Below are 21883 nucleotides of genomic sequence, written 5' to 3'. Positions count from 1 at the left end.
GATTGCAGAGGAAATCCCGCAGCCTGACAAAGGAAGTGCGAGGAATTGAAACGAAAAGCCCGACCCGCCTTAGGTGGGTCACGCCCCAGAAATTAATTGAAGAGATAGCATGAAAAATATAAGAAACTTTTGCATTATTGCGCATATTGATCACGGTAAGAGTACGCTGGCGGATCGGCTTTTGGATTTTACTGGATCTGTTACGGCTCGTGAAGCTCAGGCACAATTATTAGATAGTATGGACCTGGAACGTGAACGTGGAATTACGATTAAGAGTCACGCGATCCAGATGGAGTATACGTATAAAGGCGAAGAATATATCCTAAATCTTATTGATACTCCAGGACACGTAGATTTCTCATATGAGGTTTCTCGTTCTATTGCGGCTTGCGAAGGTGCTTTACTGATAGTTGATGCTGCACAAAGTATTCAGGCGCAGACAATCTCTAATTTATATTTGGCTTTGGAAAATGATCTGGAGATTATTCCGGTGTTGAATAAAGTGGATTTACCGAGTGCAAATCCCGAAGAAGTAACTGACGATATTGTGGATTTGTTGGGATGTGATGCCGAGGAAGTAATTCCTGCAAGTGCGAAAACGGGTATTGGGATCGAAGAAATTCTTACTGCTATTATAGAGAGAATTCCTGCTCCAAAAGGGAACCCTGATGAACCATTACAGGCATTAATTTTTGATTCGGTTTATAATTCTTTTAGAGGAGTAGAAACCTATTTTAAAGTTGTGAATGGTGAAATCAAAAAAGGGCAGCAGATTAAGTTTGTAGCTACCGGAAAAGATTATTCTGCAGATGAAGTAGGGACATTAAAGCTTAATCAAGTGGTTAAGAAAAGTATTAAGACGGGAGATGTAGGATATTTGATTACAGGTATTAAGGATGCTAGAGAAGTAAAGGTAGGAGATACTATTACTGATGCTAAAACACCTACTCAGAATGCTATTGCAGGTTTTGAGGATGTAAAACCTATGGTATTTGCGGGTATTTATCCAGTAGACACAGAGGATTATGAAGAGCTTCGTTCTTCTATGGAAAAATTACAGCTTAATGATGCTTCATTGGTTTTTATACCAGAGAGTTCCGCAGCATTAGGATTTGGTTTTCGATGTGGATTCTTGGGAATGCTACATATGGAAATCATCCAGGAACGTCTGGAACGTGAGTTTAATATGACCGTAATTACTACGGTTCCTAATGTATCGTATCACGCATTTACCAATAAAAATCCAGATGAGATTATCATTGTTAATAATCCAAGTGATTTACCAGACCCATCTTCTATGAATCGTGTAGAAGAACCTTATATTAAGGCTTCCATTATTACCAAATCAGATTTTGTAGGATCCGTAATGTCTCTATGTATAGAGAAACGAGGTGAGATCACCAATCAAACATATCTAACAACCGAACGTGTAGAACTTACCTTTGATATGCCACTGGCAGAGATTGTTTTTGATTTTTATGATCGACTTAAAACAGTGTCCAAAGGATATGCTTCTTTTGATTATACACCTATAGGGATGCGTGAATCAAAACTAGTAAAAGTAGATATGTTACTTAATGGGAATATAGTAGATGCTTTATCGGCTTTGCTACATAAGGATAACGCTTATGGTATTGGTAAAAAAATCTGTGAGAAACTAAAAGAGTTAATTCCGCGTCAGCAATTCGATATCCCAATCCAGGCGGCTATCGGTGCAAAGTTTATTGCCCGTGAGACAGTAAAAGCATTGCGTAAGGATGTTACTGCCAAATGTTATGGTGGTGATATATCACGTAAACGTAAATTACTAGAAAAGCAGAAAAAGGGTAAAAAACGTATGCGTCAGGTTGGAAATGTAGAAATCCCTCAGGAAGCGTTTATGGCAGTACTGAAGTTGAATGATTAATCTTAGATTCTACAATAGTTAAGACGCAGTTAAGTTTTTGGTTAAGTGCTAATTAGTTCCTTATATTTAGGTAATTATACATTCGTTAAATTCCCGAACTATGAGAAGATTTATTATTTTACTTTTATTAGCTCCCTTTCTATCAATTTCACAGAATGTTAAGGGAATTGTATTAGATACACAAAATGGAACAGCCTTAGGTGGTGTAAACGTTTATGTGAAAAATCAGAAAAGAGGTACTGTCACTAATGCTAAAGGTAAGTTTACTTTACCATTTAATGATGTGAGTAAGGATACTATTTATTTTTCTTATCTAGGTTATAAAACAAAAGAAGTTCCTTATTCTGATGTCAATAAAAAGAGATTAACGGTTTATCTTACACCAAACCCTGAAGAGCTTAGCAAGGTTGAAATTTACACTGACCGAAAGTTAAAACCAGTCGTGAAGTTTGAAAGTCTTTCTGATATGAAAGAAACGCTTTATGCATTTGGTTCGGTATTGCTTGATGACAAAATCTATGTTCAGGGAGGAGATTTTTCCTCGAATGTAAAGTCTCAAATCCAAGCTATTGATCTTGATCCTAATTTAACGCACCCAACTACACCTTTTTCTGAGTTTATGAGAAAATCTTTTTTTCGAAGTAGAAACTGGCAAGGTTATAAAGGGGACCTTATGATTTATGATATCGGTTCAGATACTTGGAATAAATCTAGTATGGATTTTAGAAAAAGGGCGTATCATAATATTCATTTTTATAACGATAAAATATATGCATTAGGAGGGAAGCAATTATCTCCTGGTAGAAGGTATGAATATCTCGACCCTAAAATTGAAGTCTATGATCTTATAAGTAATACTGTTTCTATAGATGATACGAACCCTCATAAAGCTGTAAATTTTGCTTCGGTTTTATATAAAAATCATCTTATTGTTATGGGTGGTTCTGTTAAAATAAAAAGAAATGGGAAAAAGGTCTATTCTGATAAAATTCATAGTTATAACTTGAAAACAGGCTTATGGTATGAAGTGGGTAATATTCCTTTCTTAAATAAAATTGAAGGAGTATTGATAAATGATAAAATATTTACAGTTGAAATTTCTGATGATAATATGCCTGCAAAGTTACACACTTTCAATCTGACTACTGGTAAGTGGAAAAGTATAGGAATTTTATCAAAGAATATTAAGAATCCTGCTATTACAAGTAATGATCATATGATTTACTTTTTTGAAGATGGTAAACTTTATACTCTGGATACGATTACTAATACTTTTAGTGAGTATTTAATTAACCTATATTTACAAGGTTCTGAGATGTACTGTTATAAAGACAGGCTTTTAATATTAGGAGGATATGAAGAAAGTCGGATCTCCAAAATGCCTTCTTCTGGATTGTTTAGTATTGATTTAAATCAAATTGATAAAACAAGAATCAATTTATATAGTCAGTTATAAGTCAATTAGGAAAAAACCTACAATACTAAATAAAAAACAAGATAAAAAACATTTTTTTGAGATAAAGTGTGTTTGTTGATTGTGTTTTTTTATATTTGCACTATAACTAAACAACTATAACACATTTAGCTATGCAGAATTTTTTTACAAAGCAACCGATATACGTTTACTTTTTTATCATTTCTATTGTATTAGCTTGCATTTCATAGTTAAAAATTAGCATCAAATAAGTTTTGTCTTTTTTGCTTGGATCATTTTGGATAAGATGTGCTCTACACCATTATCATCATTACTTTTTGTAGTATAATTTGCTACTGCCTTTACATTAGGATGTGCATTTTGCATCGCAAAACTATAGGTAGCTTGTGACATCATCTCCAGGTCATTATTATAGTCACCGAATACCATCGTTTCTTGAGTAGAAATATTTAGACTTTTCTGAAGGTTTTTAAGTGCGTGGCCCTTATTCGCATCATTATGAGATAAATCCAGCCATACTTTGCCGGAGACTTTTACTTTTAATCTGTTTTCTAAATGTTTTAAAGCAGGATATAGATACTTTTCTGACCCCTTTTCATTACAAATAGCAATTTTAAGATACTGGTCATTTATTACCTGAGATAAATCTTCTACGACCTCATATCTTCCATAGAATTCATTAAGCATGTTTTCGAAATCTTTTCCATAATCTTCTATATATGCTTTTTTTCGACCACATAATATTACCTGCGAACCTTTTAAGTCCTTGGTGATTTCTAATAACTCTAAATATGTTTCGCGATTAATCTCAGTAGTTTGTAGTTCTTGATCCTTGTGCATCGTTAAGGCACCATTTTCTGCTATGACAATCATATCATCTTTAATAGCATCTAGTTTGTGTATAATACTGTAATATTGCCTACCACTAGCAGCAACAAAAGTAACTCCTAACGCTCTTAGCTCATCAAATAAGTAAAAAAAAGATTGACTAACTTCTCCTCTTGAATTGAGAAGTGTACCATCCATGTCTGTCGCAACCAGTTTTATTTGAGATAAATCCATAGCTTAAATTTTAAGAGACAAAGGTATTAGAGTTAAAAGAAATAGGCATATTATTACTGTAAAAATTAGATTAAATTGCTTTTATAATATTTTAAGAATGAAATTTTTCCAAAAAGAAATTAAGCTAAGACCATATTCCAGAGGTTTCCATTTGATTACAGATCAGGTGCTTTCTGAAATTCCAGAGGTTAGTAAGATTGAAATCGGACAATTACAGGTGTTTATTAAACACACTTCGGCAAGTTTAACCATTAATGAGAATGCAGATCCAACGGTAAGACAGGATTTTGAAAGTCATATGAATAGCATGGTTCCCGAAAATTCGCCATATTATTTGCATACCTATGAAGGTCCCGATGATATGCCGGCACATATTAAGGCTTCGTTAATGGGAATTTCTATACAAATACCTATCACCAATGGAAAACTGAATCTAGGAATCTGGCAAGGAATTTATCTATGTGAACATCGAAATTATGGAGGTTCTAGAAAACTGGTATTAACAGCTTTTGGTTCTTAAAACCAGTTAGCCCAAGGAATTCTTGATAACATTAATAGCCAAGCTATTGTATAAAAAATTGCTAACATTTTAAACTTGGGAGTCGAGGTTAACTTCTTTTTGTGCTTAGAATATCCAACAGTAATAAAAACTACAGTTAAAATCATTACTGTAGGGTGCTCTACATTATATAATCTTAATAAAGGATCTTTCATAATTTCACCCATTCCAATACCTTCTGTAAACCAAACAACAGTAGGGGAAACAAAGAATATGATAATACCTATTAATAATTGAAGATGTGTAACTATTAATCCAAAAAGTGATATTCTAAAATCTTTTGGAGCGTACTCTCTTTTCGTAAAAAAACCGATTAACGCATTAATAGTGGCAAGGGTTACAACAAGAACAACTAGGTATGCCCAATAAGAGTGAACGATTTGTATAGCTTCGTACATAATGATGTGTTTAGTTTATCCAAAGGTAAACATAATGTATAAAAAAACCTCGCTCAATTTGAGCGAGGTTTTTAATTTTAAATATTTTATTTTATTAAAACTTATAGTTTAAACTAGCATTCCAAGTTCTTCCAATTCCTAAGAAATAACCGAAAGAGTCTAATTGATTAATGTAAGAAGAATTAAATAAATTCTTTACATTTCCTCTAAATGTAAGTCTGTTATCACCGAAGTAAAATTTATAAGTAAGACCTATATCCACAAGGTCATATGATGGTAATCTTGGTGCTTGGAAAACTTCTCCATCGATCGAAGCTTGAACAACGTCTTCTGGGTCTACAAAACCATAAAGATCAGCATATATGTTATAATCAGCATCTACAGATAGGTTGTCGAAAATATCAAAATATCCACTTACTCCAAATGATGTTTGAGGAGCATTACCAACTTTGGTTCCAGTTAATTCAATTTCTCCAGTATCAATAATAGTTGCTGTATCATTGTTAGCAAGAGTGAAAGGAGAGTTTCCTTCAAATTTCCAGTTACCAATTGAACCGTATCCTTTTAATCTCCATTTTCCTCCATCAGGACGGTATTCGAAATCGAATTCAACACCTTGGTGAATTTGTCCAACACTTGTCAATCTATAAGTACTAAAATCTCCATTAGCAAGTTCTGGACCGGCAGTACTTAAGAAACGATTTGCCCATTCAGTTCTGTATACGTCAACATTTAATGCAAAGTTGTTACCTCTAAAACGGTATCCTGCTTCGAATCCAGTAATTTCTTCATTATCAACTTCTGGTTCTACTAATTCGTTAGAGTTTCTGATGTCTACGAATACATTATCCAAGAATGGTTGACGAGAGAAAAATCCTGCATTACCATATATAGAGTGCTGCTCACTAAGATTATAAGAAGCTCCTCCTTTTAAGTTGTATCCTACTTTGTTTAGTTTTTCAGAGTCACCTAAACCTTCGCCTCGTCCAATAAAACGACCTTCTCTTTGGTAAGATTGAGTTGACACTGCTGCTTGCCCGAATATAGAAAATTTATCAGTAGCGTATTCAGCTTGACCGAATCCTCCTAAATAATTAATATTTTCAGAATAATCGAATTGTGTACGATTTGCCTCATCAGCAAAATCAAAAAGGGCTGACCAAGGATCTGCAGCATACTCTTCAGTAAATACATAATCGTCAGGTCTATCAGTTCTAAAATTGTCTAAGAAACCACTAAGGCCTAATAAATCATTTACTTGTCTAAAGTGATCACCTCTGTATAGTCTTCCATCAAACCCAACATTAAATGTCCAGTTTTCTTCTAATTCAATATTTAGATTAGAAAGTAATCCATACCAGTTATGATTGTTTACAGAAGATCTTCGGATATAAGAGTCTCCAAAGTTTCCAAATCCATTAGCATCTGCGCTAGCGATATTATTTTCGACAATTCGATCAAAGTCGATATTGTCATTGTCATTGTCATTAACACGTACTCGACCTCTACCTAGGCCTCCAGTTCCACCTCCGCGTCCCCACGAAGCATAAAGAACTGTAGATAAATCTAGAGTTTCATTAATGTCAAAATCCCAGTTAAGATTGGCAACAGGTTTATGATAATAGTTTCTTCTTTCTGTGAAACGTTCACCATTTAAGAAACCTGAATTTCTATTGTGTTTTTCACCAAACTCTTCAAAAACTTCTAAGTCTTGAGAGAAATTTTGCTCGTGCCATTGCGGAGCACCAGTTATCAATAGGTTAAATATGTTTCTGTCGTTAGGTTTATACCCTACAGAGAATAGGTAATTTTGTCCTCCACCCGCAGTACCTTCTGAGTATTTTCTATGTGCTTGCCAGTGATCAACTAAAACTGAAAATGCCCATCCACTATCATTCAAACCAGAGTTATAGCTTACAGTCGCTTTTCCATAACTGTCGTTACCACCTAATAATCTAACAAATCCTCCTTTTTTCTGATCTGTAGTTTTAGAGATAATATTAATAGTACCACCAACAGATGAGATTGCTAATTTAGAAGAACCTAAACCACGCTGTACTTGTACCGCGTTAGCTACATCAGACATACCAGCCCAGTTTGACCAGAAAACTCTTCCATCTTCCGGACTATTAATCGGTTGACCATTTAGTAATACTGCAGTATTCGTATTATCAAAACCTCTTAAGAAAATCTGGCTATCACCAAATCCTCCTGCTTGGTTAGAAACATATACCGAAGGAGTGTTTTTCATAGTCTCCGTAAATTCTACGTTACCCGCAGCTTTTAATTGGATATCTTCTCCTTTAATAGTAGATACAGCTATTGGAGTTTTTCTGTCCTCTGCTAAATCTACAACTCCTGTACCTACAATTACAATCTCTTCTAGAGAATTGTCTAAGGCTAGAGTGATAATCCCTAAATCAACATCGCCATTGGTTACGTCATATTGAATATTTTTTGATCCAAAACCAACGTAAGAAATGTTAACTATTCCTTTTTGATTAGTAACTTTTAATGAGAACTTTCCATCAAAATCAGATGAAGTTCCATTATTAGTTCTTACTTCCAAAATATTTGCTCCAGGAAGTGGAGCATTCGATTCAGCATCATATACTGTTCCCGTTACTGTTCCTTGTGCAAACGTTCCTGAGACGGTTGCCAAAAGAATTACAATAAATAAAAATGTAATTTTTTTCATTATAATGAATTGAATTAATTGTTTGGCGCAAAAAAACAAATCTTTACGCAATCTAAGTTTATCTTAATGTTAAAATTTTTACATAAAATTTTAACGGTTTTAAGGTAATCCTATTTTGTATTTAATTGATTTATAACAAATTGAAAATATTCAAAAGTTATTAACCAAAAAAAATCTAACTCAAATACTTTTTTAACAGTGTTTTTGTTGACGAATCATGGTCAGAAATCTGCGAATTATCGATTTCATTTAAAATTTTTGTAGCTAATTGCTTACCTAATTCTACACCCCATTGATCATAACTAAATATATTCCAGATGACCCCTTGAACAAAAATTCGTTGCTCATACATGGACACCAATGCTCCCAAACTTTTAGGAGTTAATTTGTTAATAAGTAAGGTTGTGGTTGGTTTATTACCTACAAAGATTTTGAAAGGCACCAACTGTTTTAGTTTCTCTTTTGGAAGATTTTTGGATTTCAACTCTTCCAGTACTTCAGTTTCAGTTTTTCCGTTCATTAAAGCTTCTGTCTGCGCAAAGAAATTGGCCATTAATTTATCCTGATGATCTTTATCTCCAAACAAAGAATCTTTAAAACCTATGAATTCTGCTGGAATAAGTTTTGTGCCCTGATGAATTAACTGAAAGAATGCATGTTGAGCATTAGTTCCTGGTTCTCCCCAGATAATAGTTCCTGTTTGGTAGTCAATAGGATTTCCATTCCGATCCACACTTTTACCATTACTTTCCATGATGCCTTGCTGTAGATATGCTGGTAATCTGTGAAGGTATTGAGAGTATGGAATGATGGCTTCACTCTCTGCACCAAAGAAATTGTTATACCATACACTAAGTAATCCTAAGATAACAGGTATATTTTCTTCGAAACTTGCAGTTTTAAAATGTTCATCCATTTCATGAGCACCTTCTAATAGAGATTCAAAGTTTTTATAACCTACGGATAAGCTTATGGATAATCCTACTGCGCTCCAAAGTGAAAAACGACCTCCAACCCAATCCCATAAAGGGAAAATATTAGATGAATCGATACCAAATTCGGTTACATTTGGAATGTTACTGGATACTGCGACAAAATGTTTGCTTACGGCTTCTTGAGAAGCTTGTTTTGTGAACCAATTTCTGGCAGTAGTCGCATTGGATAATGTTTCTTGTGTAGAGAAAGTCTTGGAAACCACTACGAATAAGGTAGTTTCTGGATCAAGACCTTTTAAGTTTTGATGTACATGATCACCATCGACATTGGATATATAATGTACTTTCAGGTGATTTTTATAATATTCTAAGGATTCAGTGATCATAGCTGGTCCGAGATCTGAACCGCCTATACCTATATTTACTATGTCTGTAAATGGTTTGTTTGTGTACCCTTTTACTTGCCCATTAATAACTTTATCACAGAATGTTTTAATCTTATTTTTTACAGCAGATACTTCAGGCACTACATTTTTTCCGTCTACATTAACAGTGTTACTTGACGGAGTTCTAAGAGCTGTATGGAGTACTGCTCTTTCTTCTGTTTCGTTTATAATTTCACCTTCAAAATAGCTTTGTATTGCTTTATCGAGTTGTACTTCTTTAGCAAGATCTATTAAAAGTTTTTTTGTTGTTTCATCAATTCGATTTTTAGAATAATCTACATAAAAATCGTTCCAATTTATAGAGAATGTTTCTGCTCGATCTGGAGATTGTGCAAAAAGATCTTTTAAATGTGAGTCTTTTATATTCTCAAAATGGTTTTGTAAAGCTTCCCAAGCTTTTGTGGTGGTGGGATTAATAGTTGGTAATGCCATTGGGTTATAAAATTTCTTGTTTTGGTTTGAATATAATACTGTCTAATTTTGTTTTCATTGGTTCAATATGTTTAAAATAGGCAGGTCGTAAACTATCATTTAGAGGCTTTGAGGCAGGTAAATCTTCTCTGAACGGATCTACTTCTTTACCATTTTTCCAGAAACGATAACATACATGAGGCCCGCTGGTGTTTCCTGTCATTCCGATGTATCCTATAACCTCTCCTTGTCTAACAAATTCACCTACCTTTACTGCTCTTCTACTCATATGGAGGTATTGAGTGTCGTAGGTAGCATTGTGTCTGATTTTGACATATTTTCCGTTTCCTCCTCTGCGCTCTGACTTGGTAACAGTACCATCTGCAGTTGCTAAGATGGGAGTTCCAACTGGAGCAGCAAAGTCTGTTCCACGATGCGGTCTTATTTTATTTCCATAATATCGTATTCTTCGCTTAAGATTATATCTGGAAGAAATTCTACTAAACTGAACAGGGGCTCTAAGAAAAGCTCTACGTAAATTGTTTGCCTCCTGGTCAAAATAATCTGATGTCCCATTAATGGTGTCATCTTCGAATTTAAAGGCATATATAGGTTTGCTTCGATGTTCAAAATACGAAGCTTTGATTTCACCAATTCCTGCAGGTATGGTGTCATTTATATATTTCTCTGTGTAAATAACTTTAAATTGATCTCCAGCCTGAAGTCTTGTAAAGTCTATAGTCCAGGCATAAATGTCTGCCATTTTATAAGCAACAAGAAAACTAAGATCCATATCATCAAAGGTCTGGGATAGATTACTTTCTATTGTTCCAGAAGCTATTCTTTCTACTATTTTTACTGGTTTTGCACTTTTTCTGGCGATAATACTATCTCTAAAATCTACAACAGTATAGTCGATAAGTCCATTTTGATAAACAAAAATTTGAGCTTGTTCTGTAGTGTCTTTGGATTTAAGAACAGTATACGCTTTTCCAGCCATAATTCTAGCAACGTTAAAGGTGTCCTTGATTTTGTTTGAAATTTCAAAAACCTTAGCTCTAGAAATACCGTGACTATCTAATATAGCTCCAAAACTATCACCTGGACGTACCGTGTCTCTAACTACCGTGAAGTTGTTAAGATTGAATCCAAATTCCTTAACAACAGGCGGCTCTTTTATTTTTTCAATTACCTTAGGGAGGACAACTTCTTCTTCTTTTTTTTCTTGCTGACATGAAATCAATACTACTGCTAAAAGTAGTATGTAACCTAAATTCTTCAACTGACTCTATTTTGTGGTATTAAATTGATGGGTAACCCATTGTTGTCCCCAATTTTCTTTTTCTTCTGCGCTCCAAAGATCAGGAAAAAATATAATCCTTTGAAAACTAGGGGGTAAAAACTTTTTCCAGTTGGTTCCTCCTGTGGCCAATACTTGACCCTTATCTCTATTGAGATACCTGTAGGCGGCACCCATATGCATTAATAACCAATTAATATTTACATTGGTGTCAAAAGTACGTAATGCATTAATAAGCTGCACATTATTTTGTTCTTTTTCTGGAAGTTCCAGATATCTGTGATAAATAGTACTCTGTTTTACCTGATGTGCAATACGCATCATTCTAGGTGTATACCTGTATTCGAATTGTTTTAGTGTTAATGTTTTTTCACCAGTCTTGATATCAGTTGCGCCGGATTTCCAGTATAAATGTTCGTATACTTCTTCAAGTGGGTCTTCTTCAGAAAATTGACTTCTTTCTTTGCTGTTTACTAGATTAGCCAAAGGGGTAGAATATATTTCTATCATCCTGAATTGTACTGATTGAAATCCGCTAGCTGGTAACAAGGACATTCTGTATTTTAGAAACTGTTCTCGATCCATTCCTTTGATCATAACATCAAACGAGTCTATTAGCACTCTAAAATATCTATTGATTCGGTCTAGTTTTTTTGTAAAAAACTCTGCAGTCTGTAATTTATCATCAATAATCTGTTTTAGCTCATGAATAATTAACTTAAAGTAAAGCTCAGTGATCTGATGATACATGATAAAAATTTCCTCATCAGGGAAATGTGTTCTTGGGATTTGTAGACTTAGTAAGGTGTCTAAATGTATATAATCCCAATAAGTAAGGTATCGGTCGTGCAGTAAACCATCTAAATAGGATCCCAGATCCTGACCGGAATTTTTGAACTTTTTCTCGAGTTGCCTAATTTTTTCAGCAATCTCAGGTTTTATGGATTCGTCCATTAATCTATTACAATTTTAAGAGGGTGTTTAAGTCCTTTATAGGCTATTAAATCGGCATTAATAGATCCTACAAGAATATCAGCTTTTATTCTAATCGGCATTCGATTATCATCATCACTTACCCAAACCGTCAAACTTTCCTCTTCCTTAAATACTCTTTCTGCTTGCACTATCGGGCGAAATTTTAAACAACGTATTTTGTTACCGTTCATTTTAACCGTTTCTCTTCCTAAAAAACGTAGTTTAAATAGATAGTTTTCATTGTCAAAAAACATGTTAACTAATTGCTCATCCCCCTCTTTTAGCGAAGATACATCAATATTGTTTCTTAAATAATAAAATGAAGACATCATATCCTGGATATTATCCTTGATAGTAAACGTTTCCTTTTTGTTATACTTTTTATTGAATACTAAAGCTTTTTTGTTTTCATGATCAAAATTAATCTCAATATCTTTAGTGTGTCCTCCTTCATTAATCTTACGAATAAAACGATAAGGTTTGACTTCGTTTTTATCTACATATGATTCATAATAGTCTTCTACCTTAAAAAACATGCTAAGAACCCCTGAAGATTTTCCTGTACCTACAATATGATGCACAGGCATTCCATTGAGTGTTTCATTCTTAACCTCTAAGGTGGCGAAACTAGCTGTAAAAATTCCATATCGAATTTTGAATTTAAACCATTCTCCACTATCAAAAGAGCTATGACTGTTTTGAGCAATAGAGGTAGCTGTAATAAAGATTAACAATAAAAGAATATATCTTTTCATAACTGTTTTGGGTGTTGCTTTGTTTAATGTAAATACTGTCTTTAGCAATATTTACAATATCCATTCCAAAAATACTATATAATATAAACAGATAAAAGTCGGCAGTATTACTAAATTTTAAAAAAAGTAATAAAAAAAGAGAGCCACCACAGCTCTCTTTTACTTTTATTAACCAACTAAAAACTTAAATTATGAGAATAATTATTGTTTTTGGTATAAGCAGTAACCACTCCGCTTATAATACAAACATCCGCTTTTTTTGCATAATTATCAAACGAAAACGTTTTTTTATTATCATATTTAACAAAAATTTAGGCAGAAACGAATAATTTTTCAATAATCTCAATTTATTAACATATGTTGCTTTAATTTTTCAAGGCCATTTGTGTTATAGAGTTCCTCTTTGTTCTTGTTCTCTTTCTATCGCCTCAAAAAGTGCTTTAAAATTACCTTTCCCAAAAGATTGCGCGCCTTTTCTTTGTATTATTTCGAAAAACATGGTTGGACGGTCTAAAATAGGTTTGGTAAAAATCTGTAAAAGATAACCTTCATCATCACGATCAATAAGAATTCCAAGCTCCTTTAATGGTTCAAGATCTTCATCAATTTCTCCAACTCTATCCAGAACGGTTTCATAATAACTTGCAGGTACCGTTAGGAATTCTACTCCACGATTCTGAAGTGCTGTAACCGTTTCTATGATATTATCAGTAGATAATGCCATATGTTGTACACCAGCACCATTATAAAAATCAATGTATTCCTCGATCTGAGATTTTTTTCTTCCTTCAGCCGGCTCATTTATAGGAAATTTTATTCTACCATTACCATTACTCATTACCTTACTCATTAATGCGGTATATTCTGTAGAAATATCTTTGTCATCAAAAGATACCAGTTGAGCAAACCCCATAACCTTAGCATAAAACTCACACCATTTATTCATTTCATTCCAACCTACATTTCCTACCATATGGTCTATGTATTTCAGTCCTGTGGATTCTGTTTTGTAGGGCTTATTCCAGGGCATGTAGCCAGGTAAAAAAACTCCGTTATAATTCTTTCTTTCTACAAAGATATGAACCGTTTCTCCGTAGGTATGTATCCCAGAGAAAACTACTTTGCCATCTTTATCTTCTTTTGTGGTAGGTTCCATATAAGATTCTGCACCACGCTTGATCGTTTCCTCATAACTTTTTGTTGCATCATCTACCCATAGCGCAACAACTTTTACACCATCACCGTGTGCATTAATATGTTTGTTGATATGTCCATCCGGTTGCAAAGGGGAAGTAAGAACTAAAGTTATTTTGTCCTGTCTTAACACATAAGAAACACGGTCTTTGAGTCCAGTTTCTAATCCCGCATATGCAATGGGTTGAAAGCCCCAAGCAGTTTGGTAATAGTATGCTGCTTGTTTGGCATTGCCTACATATAATTCTACATAATCGGTTCCTAAAAGTGGTAAGAAATCTTCAGCCTGTGGAACTGTTTTTTCTAAATCTTGAGGTGTTATATTTGTTGACATAATAGTATAATTTGATAATTAGTAAATGTGAAGATTAGATGATGGATTTATTTATTTCAAAAAAATGATTTTCTGAAATAAACATACCTACCACATAGCTCTAAGATGGGGAGTTATATCTATCCTAAAATTTAACATTTCTCTATTTATTTAATGATTTAACAGAAGAACTTATAATTTTATTTAAAATTTTTATAATTGACTCTAATTCAAACAGCAACGATTTGCATTCAGGATAATTCTTTATGGCATCACATATAAACAACCAATATTCTGTTTCATCGGCTTCTTTTATAGCAATCTTCATTTTATGAATAAAGTCTTTTTTACTTTCAGCATTTTGCGCTTCTTTAATATTCGCACCAATAGAAGTTCCTGATTTAAGTAATTGATTCGCCAGAACATATTTCCTAAAAGACTCCAATTCTTCAGAATATTCTACAATTTTAATTGCAAACTCAAAGCTTTTTATAAGAATTACATTGTCTTTATATTTTTCATTAAAAGTCATATCATTAGTTTTTTAGAACCAAGATCAAGAGCCTTCTCATTTTCTCATTATCATATTTTCTTATCGACTATTCTAACCAGGATTTATGATACTCTTCATCAGCTATTTTCATAGCTTCTTTAGTTACCATAAGTGGTTTAAAAGTGTCTACCATTACTGCTAGTTCATCTGTTTTGGTTTTACCAATACTTCTTTCTACAGCTCCAGGATGAGGTCCGTGCGGAATTCCAGCTGGATGTAGAGAGATATGACCTGCATCAATATCATTTCTACTCATAAAATCACCATCTACATAATACAGAACTTCGTCGCTATCGATATTGCTATGATTGTATGGAGCTGGAATACTCTCAGGATGATAATCATATAGTCTTGGGACAAATGAACAAACTACAAATGCATCTGTTTCAAAAGTTTGATGTACCGGAGGTGGCTGATGTATTCTTCCTGTAATTGGTTCAAAATCATGAATTGAGAATGCATAAGGAAAACTATATCCATCATAACCTACCACATCAAAAGGATGTGTCGCATATATCATATCAAAGATCTCATCTTGCTTTTTTACTTTGATTAAGAAATCTCCTTTCTCATCATTACTTTCTAATTCGTAAGGAGCTCTTAGATCTCGCTCACAAAAAGGGGAATGTTCCAGCAATTGTCCAAACCAGTTTCTATATCTTTTTGGTGTATAAATTGGTCTTCTGGATTCTACAATGAATAAACGATTATCTGTTGTGTCAAAATCTAATTTATATATGGTACCTCTCGGAATTAAAATATAGTCTCCATATTTAAAATCCAGATTTCCTAAGTGACTTCTGAATTTACCACTTCCGCGATGTATAAAAATTAATTCGTCTGCATCTGTATTCTTGTAAAAATACTCTGAAGTAGATTCCTGAGGAGCAGATAAAATAATACTTACATCACTATTGGTTAGCATATTTTTTCTGCTCTGCAAATAATCTTTTTCAGGCTTTACTTTAAAACCGTGAAGACGGTAGGATTTAATATTGTTATTAATTGCAATTTCTGGAGCTACACCGTAACTTCCTTTAATTTCTTTTACTTGGGTAGGACGGTGGTTGTGATATGAATTAGTAGACATCCCATCAAAACCAATAGTTCCGAATAGTTGTTCGTAATACAGGTTTCCGTCAGGTTTTCTGAATATCGTATGACGCTTAGGAGGTATTTTACCTAAAGAATGATAAAAAGGCATGATTTTAAAAGATTATGGTGTTAACTATTTAGGTTTGAAAAAAAGTAATGCAATAGTAAACCCCTACCTTATTCCGGATTTCGCTTGATAAGGTAGTGTAGTAGCAATAATAAATCCTGCCAATACAAGCTCATAATAATACAAATATCGGAAATATTTCGATCTTTTTGATAGTAAAACTTTTTAAAACCAAAAACCAACGCTAAAAAACCATTCTCCTTCCTTTTGTTCTGGGGAATATGAATATTTTACTTGTATCGGTCCGGCAAAGGTTTCTAAGCCATATCCCAGAGCATATCCAGAATATTCTGGAGATTCCAGCCATCCACCATTTTCAAATAATCTATTGCCGACATTGGCATAGTTAGCCGCTAGATTGATATGATTTTTTGGAAATATTTCATAATCTAAAGTAATAGCTGCTTTTGTAAAACTATCTCCTACAATACTTAAAAAATCGTAGCCGTAAAAGGGGATGTTGTTATTGATCATTTTTGCACCAAAACCACCAACAAAAAAATTAAGACTTCTTACATTCTGTTCCTCCCATCTGTTACCGGCACTTACCCCTAGATTAACTGAAGTTTTATCAAAAACCTTAAAAGCGTATCCAAAATCAGCCTTTGCAATAACAAAATTGCTGTTTTCACTGTTTGGGTTATCGTCAAATAAATAATAATTAACATTTCCATCAAAGAAAAACCCTGAAGATGGAAAATACTTATTATTGTAGCTGTCAAATTTTAAATAAGAAAAAGCACTCCAGTAATTACTATTATCAAAAACAACTCTAGGTAATTGATCTTCATCTTCTCCAATAGTTTCAGAAATAAGCCGGAATCTTCTGTATTCTGCTCCAAGACCAAGAGAAAAAGTCTGATTCAATAGGGTTTCTAAATAGAACTGAGTTTTAAAATCTAAATAATCCAGATTAATCTTATTGACTTCTATATCAGGTAAACTAAAATCTTCTCTCACCAGGTCATATTCCACATTTCTATTGAAACGATTGAGACTATTTTTTAAACCAATACTCCAGTAAAAACCTTTGTCTATATAATAGTCTAAATTATATCTGATATTGTCTCCTAATGCTACATCGAATGAAAGCACATCGTTATTGAAGAGTAAACTTTTTTTGGTAAAATTTACCAATGCAGCGGTTTTGTATAAATCATCATAATGAAGTGCTAAGCGCAATAACATAGTATTTTCTGATTCTTTAACGTTAAGAACCAGCTCTTTTCCAGATTCTTTATCTATTAATCGATGACTTACCCTATCAAAATTACCAGTAGCAGATAGGTTATTAATTCCTTCATATAGCTTTTTATAGGTGGTGGTTTTTGGGTTTTTTAATTTTAATTTTAATTTTCCCTTGATATAGGATCTTGTATACCTCTGATTTCCAGAAATAACTAAGCTATTGATAAGAAGTGTATCAGAGTCTTTAGGAATTTTAACAGATGATTCTGAGATTTTTTGGCGTCTTTTTATTGCTCTTAATTTTTCATAATTAGCGAATGCCGCTTTTTCTCCATTGGCAATAATTTTATCGACCTGATCAAAAGATATTAATGAAAATTCCGAAATAGATGGTTTTATATAAACATCAGTTTCAGGCATTTTAGTTTTCATAGCTTTAATCGTCCTGAAATTACTTATTTGTAACATGATGTTGGTTACAGAATTTAATTGATCTCTTGGCATCAAACTGTCTTGCACATCAATTCCGATTACGATTTCTGCTCCTTTTTTACGGATTTCCTCTATTGGATAATTGTTAGCAACACCTCCATCCGTCATTAGAATACCATCTAATTCGATTGGACTAAAAATAGAAGGCAATGCGCCACTTGCAGAGACAGCTTCAGGTAAATATCCTTTATCTAACAGAATTTGTTCTCCAGTAGCTATATTGGTAGACATGCAGAAGAAAGGAATAGGAAGCTTGCTAAAATCATTAACTTCGTGAACGTGAGAGGTTAATCGTGCAAATTCGTTAAAAAAATTCTGTCCTTTTGATAACCCTTGTGGAAGCCCTATTTTGAAATCATCAAAAGGAAGTGTAAGCGCATATTTTTCAGAGTCTTCACGTTCATAAAAAGTTTTAGCTTTTCTTGGTAAATCATCCTGTATGAGTACATTAAAATCTACAGCTCTAAAAATAGAATCTAGCTCTTTAGCAGTATATCCTGATGCATACAGTGAACCAATAATTGCTCCCATACTTGTTCCGCCTATGTAGTCTATTCTAATTCCAGCTTCTTCAATAATTTTTAGAGCACCAATATGTGCCAACCCTTTGGCTCCACCACCACTTAAAACCAGCCCAACTTTCACATCTTGATCTTCTGGGTTATCATGAATTTCAAGGATATCTTTATCTTGAGAGAATACGGTTTTGGATGCAAAAAATACTACCACTATTAACAGTATATATAGAACTTTATTTGAGGTAGATTGCATAAGAAATTTATTCTTTTTTAGAAAGATAGTAATTATACACTTTGGTTGCGCGCGAATCTCCAACTACTTCAGTAAGTTCCTTTTTGGTTGCTTCACTAATTCTTTTTACAGACCTAAAATGTTTCAATAATTCTACTACTGTTTTTTCACCTATTCCAGGAATTGTATCCAGTTCTGTGTCTAGTGCGGCCTTACTTCTTTTTTGTCTATGAAAGGTAATACCAAAACGATGTGCTTCGTTTCTAAGATGCTGTATTATTTTTAGTGATTCTGATTTTTTATCTAAATATAAGGGTATTGAATCTCCAGGATAGTAGATTTCCTCCAGTCTTTTAGCAATTCCTATTATAGTTATTTTTCCACGTAGATTTAGATCTTCTAAAGCTTTTAATCCAGAAGAAAGCTGACCTTTTCCTCCATCTACAATTACCAATTGAGGTAATGGTTGTTCTTCATCTAATAATCGTTTATATCTGCGGTATACAACTTCTTCCATAGAAGCAAAATCGTTTGCCCCTTCTACAGTTTTAATGTTGAATTTTCTATATTCTTTTTTACTTGGTTTACCATTTTTAAAGACCACGCAAGCTGCTACTGGATTCGTACCTTGTATGTTAGAGTTGTCAAAACACTCTATATGTATTGGTTCTTCTGGTAACCTTAGGTCTTTTTTCATCTGAGCCATTAACCTCTTTACATGTCTATCAGGATCAATAATTTTAATTTGCTTAAATCGTTCCTGACGGAAGTACTTTGCATTTCGTAACGATAAGTCTACGATTTTCTTTTTATCTCCTAGCTGTGGAATTGTAATTTTTAGGTCTTCACCAACATCCACCCTAATCGGAACAAATATTTCTTTGGATCTTGAACCGAATCGTTGTCGTAATTCTATGATTGCTAGCTCTAATAATTCCTTATCTGTTTCTTCTAGTTTCTTTTTAATTTCTGTGGTATGTGATCGTATAATGGCGCCATAAGAAAGCTGAAGAAAATTTACATAGCCATAAGATTCGTCCGAAATTATTGAGAAAACATCTACATTACTAATTTTAGGGTTAACAACAGTAGATTTAGCCTGGTATTTCTCGAGAACTTCAATTTTTTCTTTTATTCGTTGTGCATCCTCAAACTCCATTTTTTCCGCATGAGCTGCCATTTGCTTTCGAAATCTATTAAGAGAATCTTTAAAATTACCTTTCACTATTTGACGAATTGCTTCTATGTTTTGACGGTATTCTTCCTCTTCTTGATACCCTTCACATCCACCTTTACAATTACCCAAATGATACTCAAGACACACCTTGTACTTTCTACTTTCTATTTTTTGTTGTGATAAATCATAATTACATGTTCTTAATTGGTATAAACCCTTAATAAGATCCAGGAGTGTATTTACCGTTTTGAAATTGGTATAAGGTCCAAAATATTCTGAACCATCTTTTATAAGATTACGGGTAGGAAAAACCCTTGGGAAACGTTCTTTTTTTATACAAATCCAAGGATACGTTTTATCATCCTTAAGCATTACGTTAAAACGAGGCTGATGCTTCTTTATAAGATTATTTTCTAACAGTAAAGCATCTGTTTCAGTTTCTACAACAATATGTTTTATAGTACTGATTTTTTTAACCAGTACTTTGGTTTTATAATTGTCATGACTTTTTGTGAAATAAGAAGTAACTCTTTTTTTAAGGTTTTTGGCTTTACCTACATAAAGGAGCTTATCGTCTTTATCATAATACTGATAGACTCCAGGACCTGTTGGTAATATTTTAAGTTGTATATCTAATGAGGGTTTCTGCATAATCTAAGTGTAAATTTAGTGCTTTACGGGAATTATTAAATACACTTGACATGAATATTATGTTAAAAACAGAAAATGAATTTAACTATTAAAAAGTATTATAGTATAGAATGCATCTGGTTTTTTATTACTTTAGTAGTTATATTTTTAAAGATATTTTTTTGAAAGATCAAAAAAAAATAATTGGTAGAACAGACAAGGTGGATTTCCCGCTTTTGGATTTACAGGGTATTGATGCAAAAGTAGATACGGGAGCATATACTTCTTCAATACATTGTAAAGAAATAAAAGAGGTAGGTCAGATTTTGGAATGTCGATTTCTTGACCCCACTCATCTTGAATATAATGGTAAAAAGTTTACTTTTAAAAACTATGATATTACCGCGGTTAAAAGTAGCAATGGTAAAGTAGAAGTTAGATATGCTATTAGAACTACAATTACTTTATTTAATCAAACTCACCCTATAACACTCACATTATCTTCTCGTGATGATATGCGTTTTCCTGTATTGATTGGTCGTAAGTTTCTAAGCGGAAAATTTTTGGTAGACCCTCAGCTAGAAGATCAGTCGTATAATTTGAAATCCTAATGAACATAAAAATACTATCTCGCAGCGCGAGTTTATATTCTACAAACGCATTAGTACAAGCAGCAGTAAAACGTAACCATAATGTGCAAGTAATAGATCCATTAAACTGCGATATTATTATTGAAAAGAAAAAACCAGAAATTTACTACAAAGGGAAAAAACTTGATCATGTGGATGCTGTAATTCCCAGAATTGGATCCTCGATTACATTTTATGGAACAGCGGTGGTAAGACAGTTTGAGATGATGAATGTTTTTACTACTATACAATCTCAGGCACTTGTAAATTCTAGAGATAAGTTAAGAAGCCTCCAGATTTTATCTAAAGCAGGATTAGGATTGCCAAAAACAGTATTTACTAATTATTCAAAGGATGTTTCTGAAGTGATTTCACATGTTGATGGAGCTCCACTTATCATAAAATTACTAGAAGGGACACAAGGATTAGGTGTTGTTTTAGCCGAGACAAAGACTGCTGCAGAATCTGTGTTAGAGGCTTTTAACGGATTACAGGCCAGAGTAATTGTTCAGGAATATGTAAAAGAAGCCAAGGGGGCTGATATTAGGGCGTTGGTTGTGGACGGTCAGGTTGTTGGAGCTATGAAAAGACAGGGTAAAGAAGGTGAGTTTCGGTCGAATTTACATAGAGGAGGTAGTGCGCAGATTATTGAGTTATCTGAGGAGGAGGAAAATGCAGCGATAAAGGCTGCAAAGTCTCTAAAATTAGGAGTAGCAGGAGTGGATATGTTACAAAGTGAAAGAGGGCCGCTGATACTAGAAGTGAATTCATCTCCCGGTTTAGAAGGAATTCAAACAGCAACAGGAAAAGATATAGCAAAGACTATTATTCGATATATTGAAAGAAGTGTATAAA

The 21883-nt window shown here is 33.5% G+C and carries 17 protein-coding genes; 5 read left to right on the top strand and 12 right to left on the bottom strand.

Translation table 11 applies throughout. The features are described from left to right. Nucleotides 1–109: 109 nt before the first annotated feature. Together lepA and Q0910_RS22170 are read left to right on the top strand one after the other, a co-directional pair. Nucleotides 110–1906, top strand: coding sequence for a translation elongation factor 4 (gene lepA, locus Q0910_RS22175; protein WP_299221616.1), 1797 nt, complete (start codon nucleotides 110–112; stop codon nucleotides 1904–1906). 100 nt (nucleotides 1907–2006) lie between these two features. Further along, the gene (locus Q0910_RS22170; RefSeq protein WP_299221614.1) at nucleotides 2007–3362 is read left to right on the top strand and encodes a carboxypeptidase-like regulatory domain-containing protein; all 1356 of its coding nucleotides are present in this window, start codon (nucleotides 2007–2009) and stop codon (nucleotides 3360–3362) included. A gap of 222 nt (nucleotides 3363–3584) precedes the next feature. On the opposite strand, the gene Q0910_RS22165 is transcribed toward Q0910_RS22170, so the two are convergent. Next, nucleotides 3585–4403, bottom strand: a complete 819-nt coding sequence (locus tag Q0910_RS22165) for an HAD family hydrolase (protein ID WP_299221612.1) — start codon at nucleotides 4401–4403, stop codon at nucleotides 3585–3587. 97 nt (nucleotides 4404–4500) lie between these two features. Here Q0910_RS22165 and Q0910_RS22160 point away from each other — a divergent pair, with 97 nt between their 5' ends. Further along, nucleotides 4501–4923 carry a secondary thiamine-phosphate synthase enzyme YjbQ gene (locus tag Q0910_RS22160; protein WP_299221610.1) on the top strand — a complete coding sequence of 141 codons (423 nt, stop codon included), beginning with the start codon at nucleotides 4501–4503 and terminating at the stop codon, nucleotides 4921–4923. On the opposite strand, the gene Q0910_RS22155 is transcribed toward Q0910_RS22160, so the two are convergent. From Q0910_RS22155 to uvrC, 11 genes are all read right to left on the bottom strand, one after another. Next, nucleotides 4920–5360 (bottom strand): hypothetical protein, encoded by a 441-nt coding sequence (locus Q0910_RS22155; protein WP_299221609.1) that lies wholly within the window; start codon nucleotides 5358–5360, stop codon nucleotides 4920–4922. The two genes, Q0910_RS22160 and Q0910_RS22155, sit on opposite strands and share 4 nt — an antisense overlap. A gap of 94 nt (nucleotides 5361–5454) precedes the next feature. Further along, nucleotides 5455–8058 carry a TonB-dependent receptor gene (locus tag Q0910_RS22150; RefSeq protein WP_299221606.1) on the bottom strand — a complete coding sequence of 868 codons (2604 nt, stop codon included), beginning with the start codon at nucleotides 8056–8058 and terminating at the stop codon, nucleotides 5455–5457. Between the two features lie 175 nt (nucleotides 8059–8233). Beyond that, a complete protein-coding gene (pgi, locus tag Q0910_RS22145; RefSeq protein WP_299221603.1) occupies nucleotides 8234–9871 on the bottom strand; it encodes a glucose-6-phosphate isomerase in 1638 nt (545 codons plus the stop codon). Nucleotides 9872–9875: 4 nt separating this feature from the next. Beyond that, nucleotides 9876–11132 carry a peptidoglycan DD-metalloendopeptidase family protein gene (locus Q0910_RS22140; RefSeq protein ID WP_299221601.1) on the bottom strand — a complete coding sequence of 419 codons (1257 nt, stop codon included), beginning with the start codon at nucleotides 11130–11132 and terminating at the stop codon, nucleotides 9876–9878. A gap of 6 nt (nucleotides 11133–11138) precedes the next feature. Continuing rightward, nucleotides 11139–12104 (bottom strand): tryptophan 2,3-dioxygenase family protein, encoded by a 966-nt coding sequence (locus Q0910_RS22135; protein WP_299221598.1) that lies wholly within the window; start codon nucleotides 12102–12104, stop codon nucleotides 11139–11141. Further along, nucleotides 12104–12880, bottom strand: coding sequence for a DUF3108 domain-containing protein (locus Q0910_RS22130; protein ID WP_299221595.1), 777 nt, complete (start codon nucleotides 12878–12880; stop codon nucleotides 12104–12106). Before Q0910_RS22130 ends, Q0910_RS22135 begins: the two co-directional genes overlap by 1 nt. 388 nt (nucleotides 12881–13268) lie before the next feature. After that, the gene (hppD, locus tag Q0910_RS22125; protein ID WP_299221592.1) at nucleotides 13269–14408 is read right to left on the bottom strand and encodes a 4-hydroxyphenylpyruvate dioxygenase; all 1140 of its coding nucleotides are present in this window, start codon (nucleotides 14406–14408) and stop codon (nucleotides 13269–13271) included. Nucleotides 14409–14550: 142 nt separating this feature from the next. Further along, nucleotides 14551–14919, bottom strand: coding sequence for a four helix bundle protein (locus tag Q0910_RS22120; protein WP_118459892.1), 369 nt, complete (start codon nucleotides 14917–14919; stop codon nucleotides 14551–14553). A 67-nt stretch (nucleotides 14920–14986) separates the two neighbouring features. Then, on the bottom strand, nucleotides 14987–16144 hold the full coding sequence (locus Q0910_RS22115; protein ID WP_299221588.1) for a homogentisate 1,2-dioxygenase: 1158 nt from the start codon (nucleotides 16142–16144) through the stop codon (nucleotides 14987–14989). A gap of 183 nt (nucleotides 16145–16327) precedes the next feature. Continuing rightward, nucleotides 16328–18613, bottom strand: a complete 2286-nt coding sequence (locus tag Q0910_RS22110) for a patatin-like phospholipase family protein (RefSeq protein WP_299221585.1) — start codon at nucleotides 18611–18613, stop codon at nucleotides 16328–16330. A 7-nt stretch (nucleotides 18614–18620) separates the two neighbouring features. Further along, nucleotides 18621–20420: an excinuclease ABC subunit UvrC gene (gene uvrC / locus Q0910_RS22105; RefSeq protein WP_299221583.1), complete on the bottom strand. Its 1800-nt coding sequence runs from the start codon at nucleotides 20418–20420 to the stop codon at nucleotides 18621–18623. Nucleotides 20421–20581: 161 nt separating this feature from the next. Here uvrC and Q0910_RS22100 point away from each other — a divergent pair, with 161 nt between their 5' ends. Then, nucleotides 20582–21010, top strand: a complete 429-nt coding sequence (locus tag Q0910_RS22100) for a RimK/LysX family protein (RefSeq protein WP_299221581.1) — start codon at nucleotides 20582–20584, stop codon at nucleotides 21008–21010. Continuing rightward, complete coding sequence (gene rimK / locus Q0910_RS22095) at nucleotides 21010–21882, top strand: 30S ribosomal protein S6--L-glutamate ligase (protein ID WP_299221579.1); 873 nt, start codon at nucleotides 21010–21012, stop codon at nucleotides 21880–21882. The genes Q0910_RS22100 and rimK overlap by 1 nt, the downstream gene beginning before the upstream one ends. The last annotated feature ends 1 nt before the right edge of the window (nucleotide 21883 follow it).

Origin of the sequence: uncultured Aquimarina sp., from assembly GCF_947495315.1 — a bacterium.
GTDB lineage: Bacteria > Bacteroidota > Bacteroidia > Flavobacteriales > Flavobacteriaceae > Aquimarina.
This window is presented reverse-complemented; position numbering and strand designations above follow the sequence as displayed.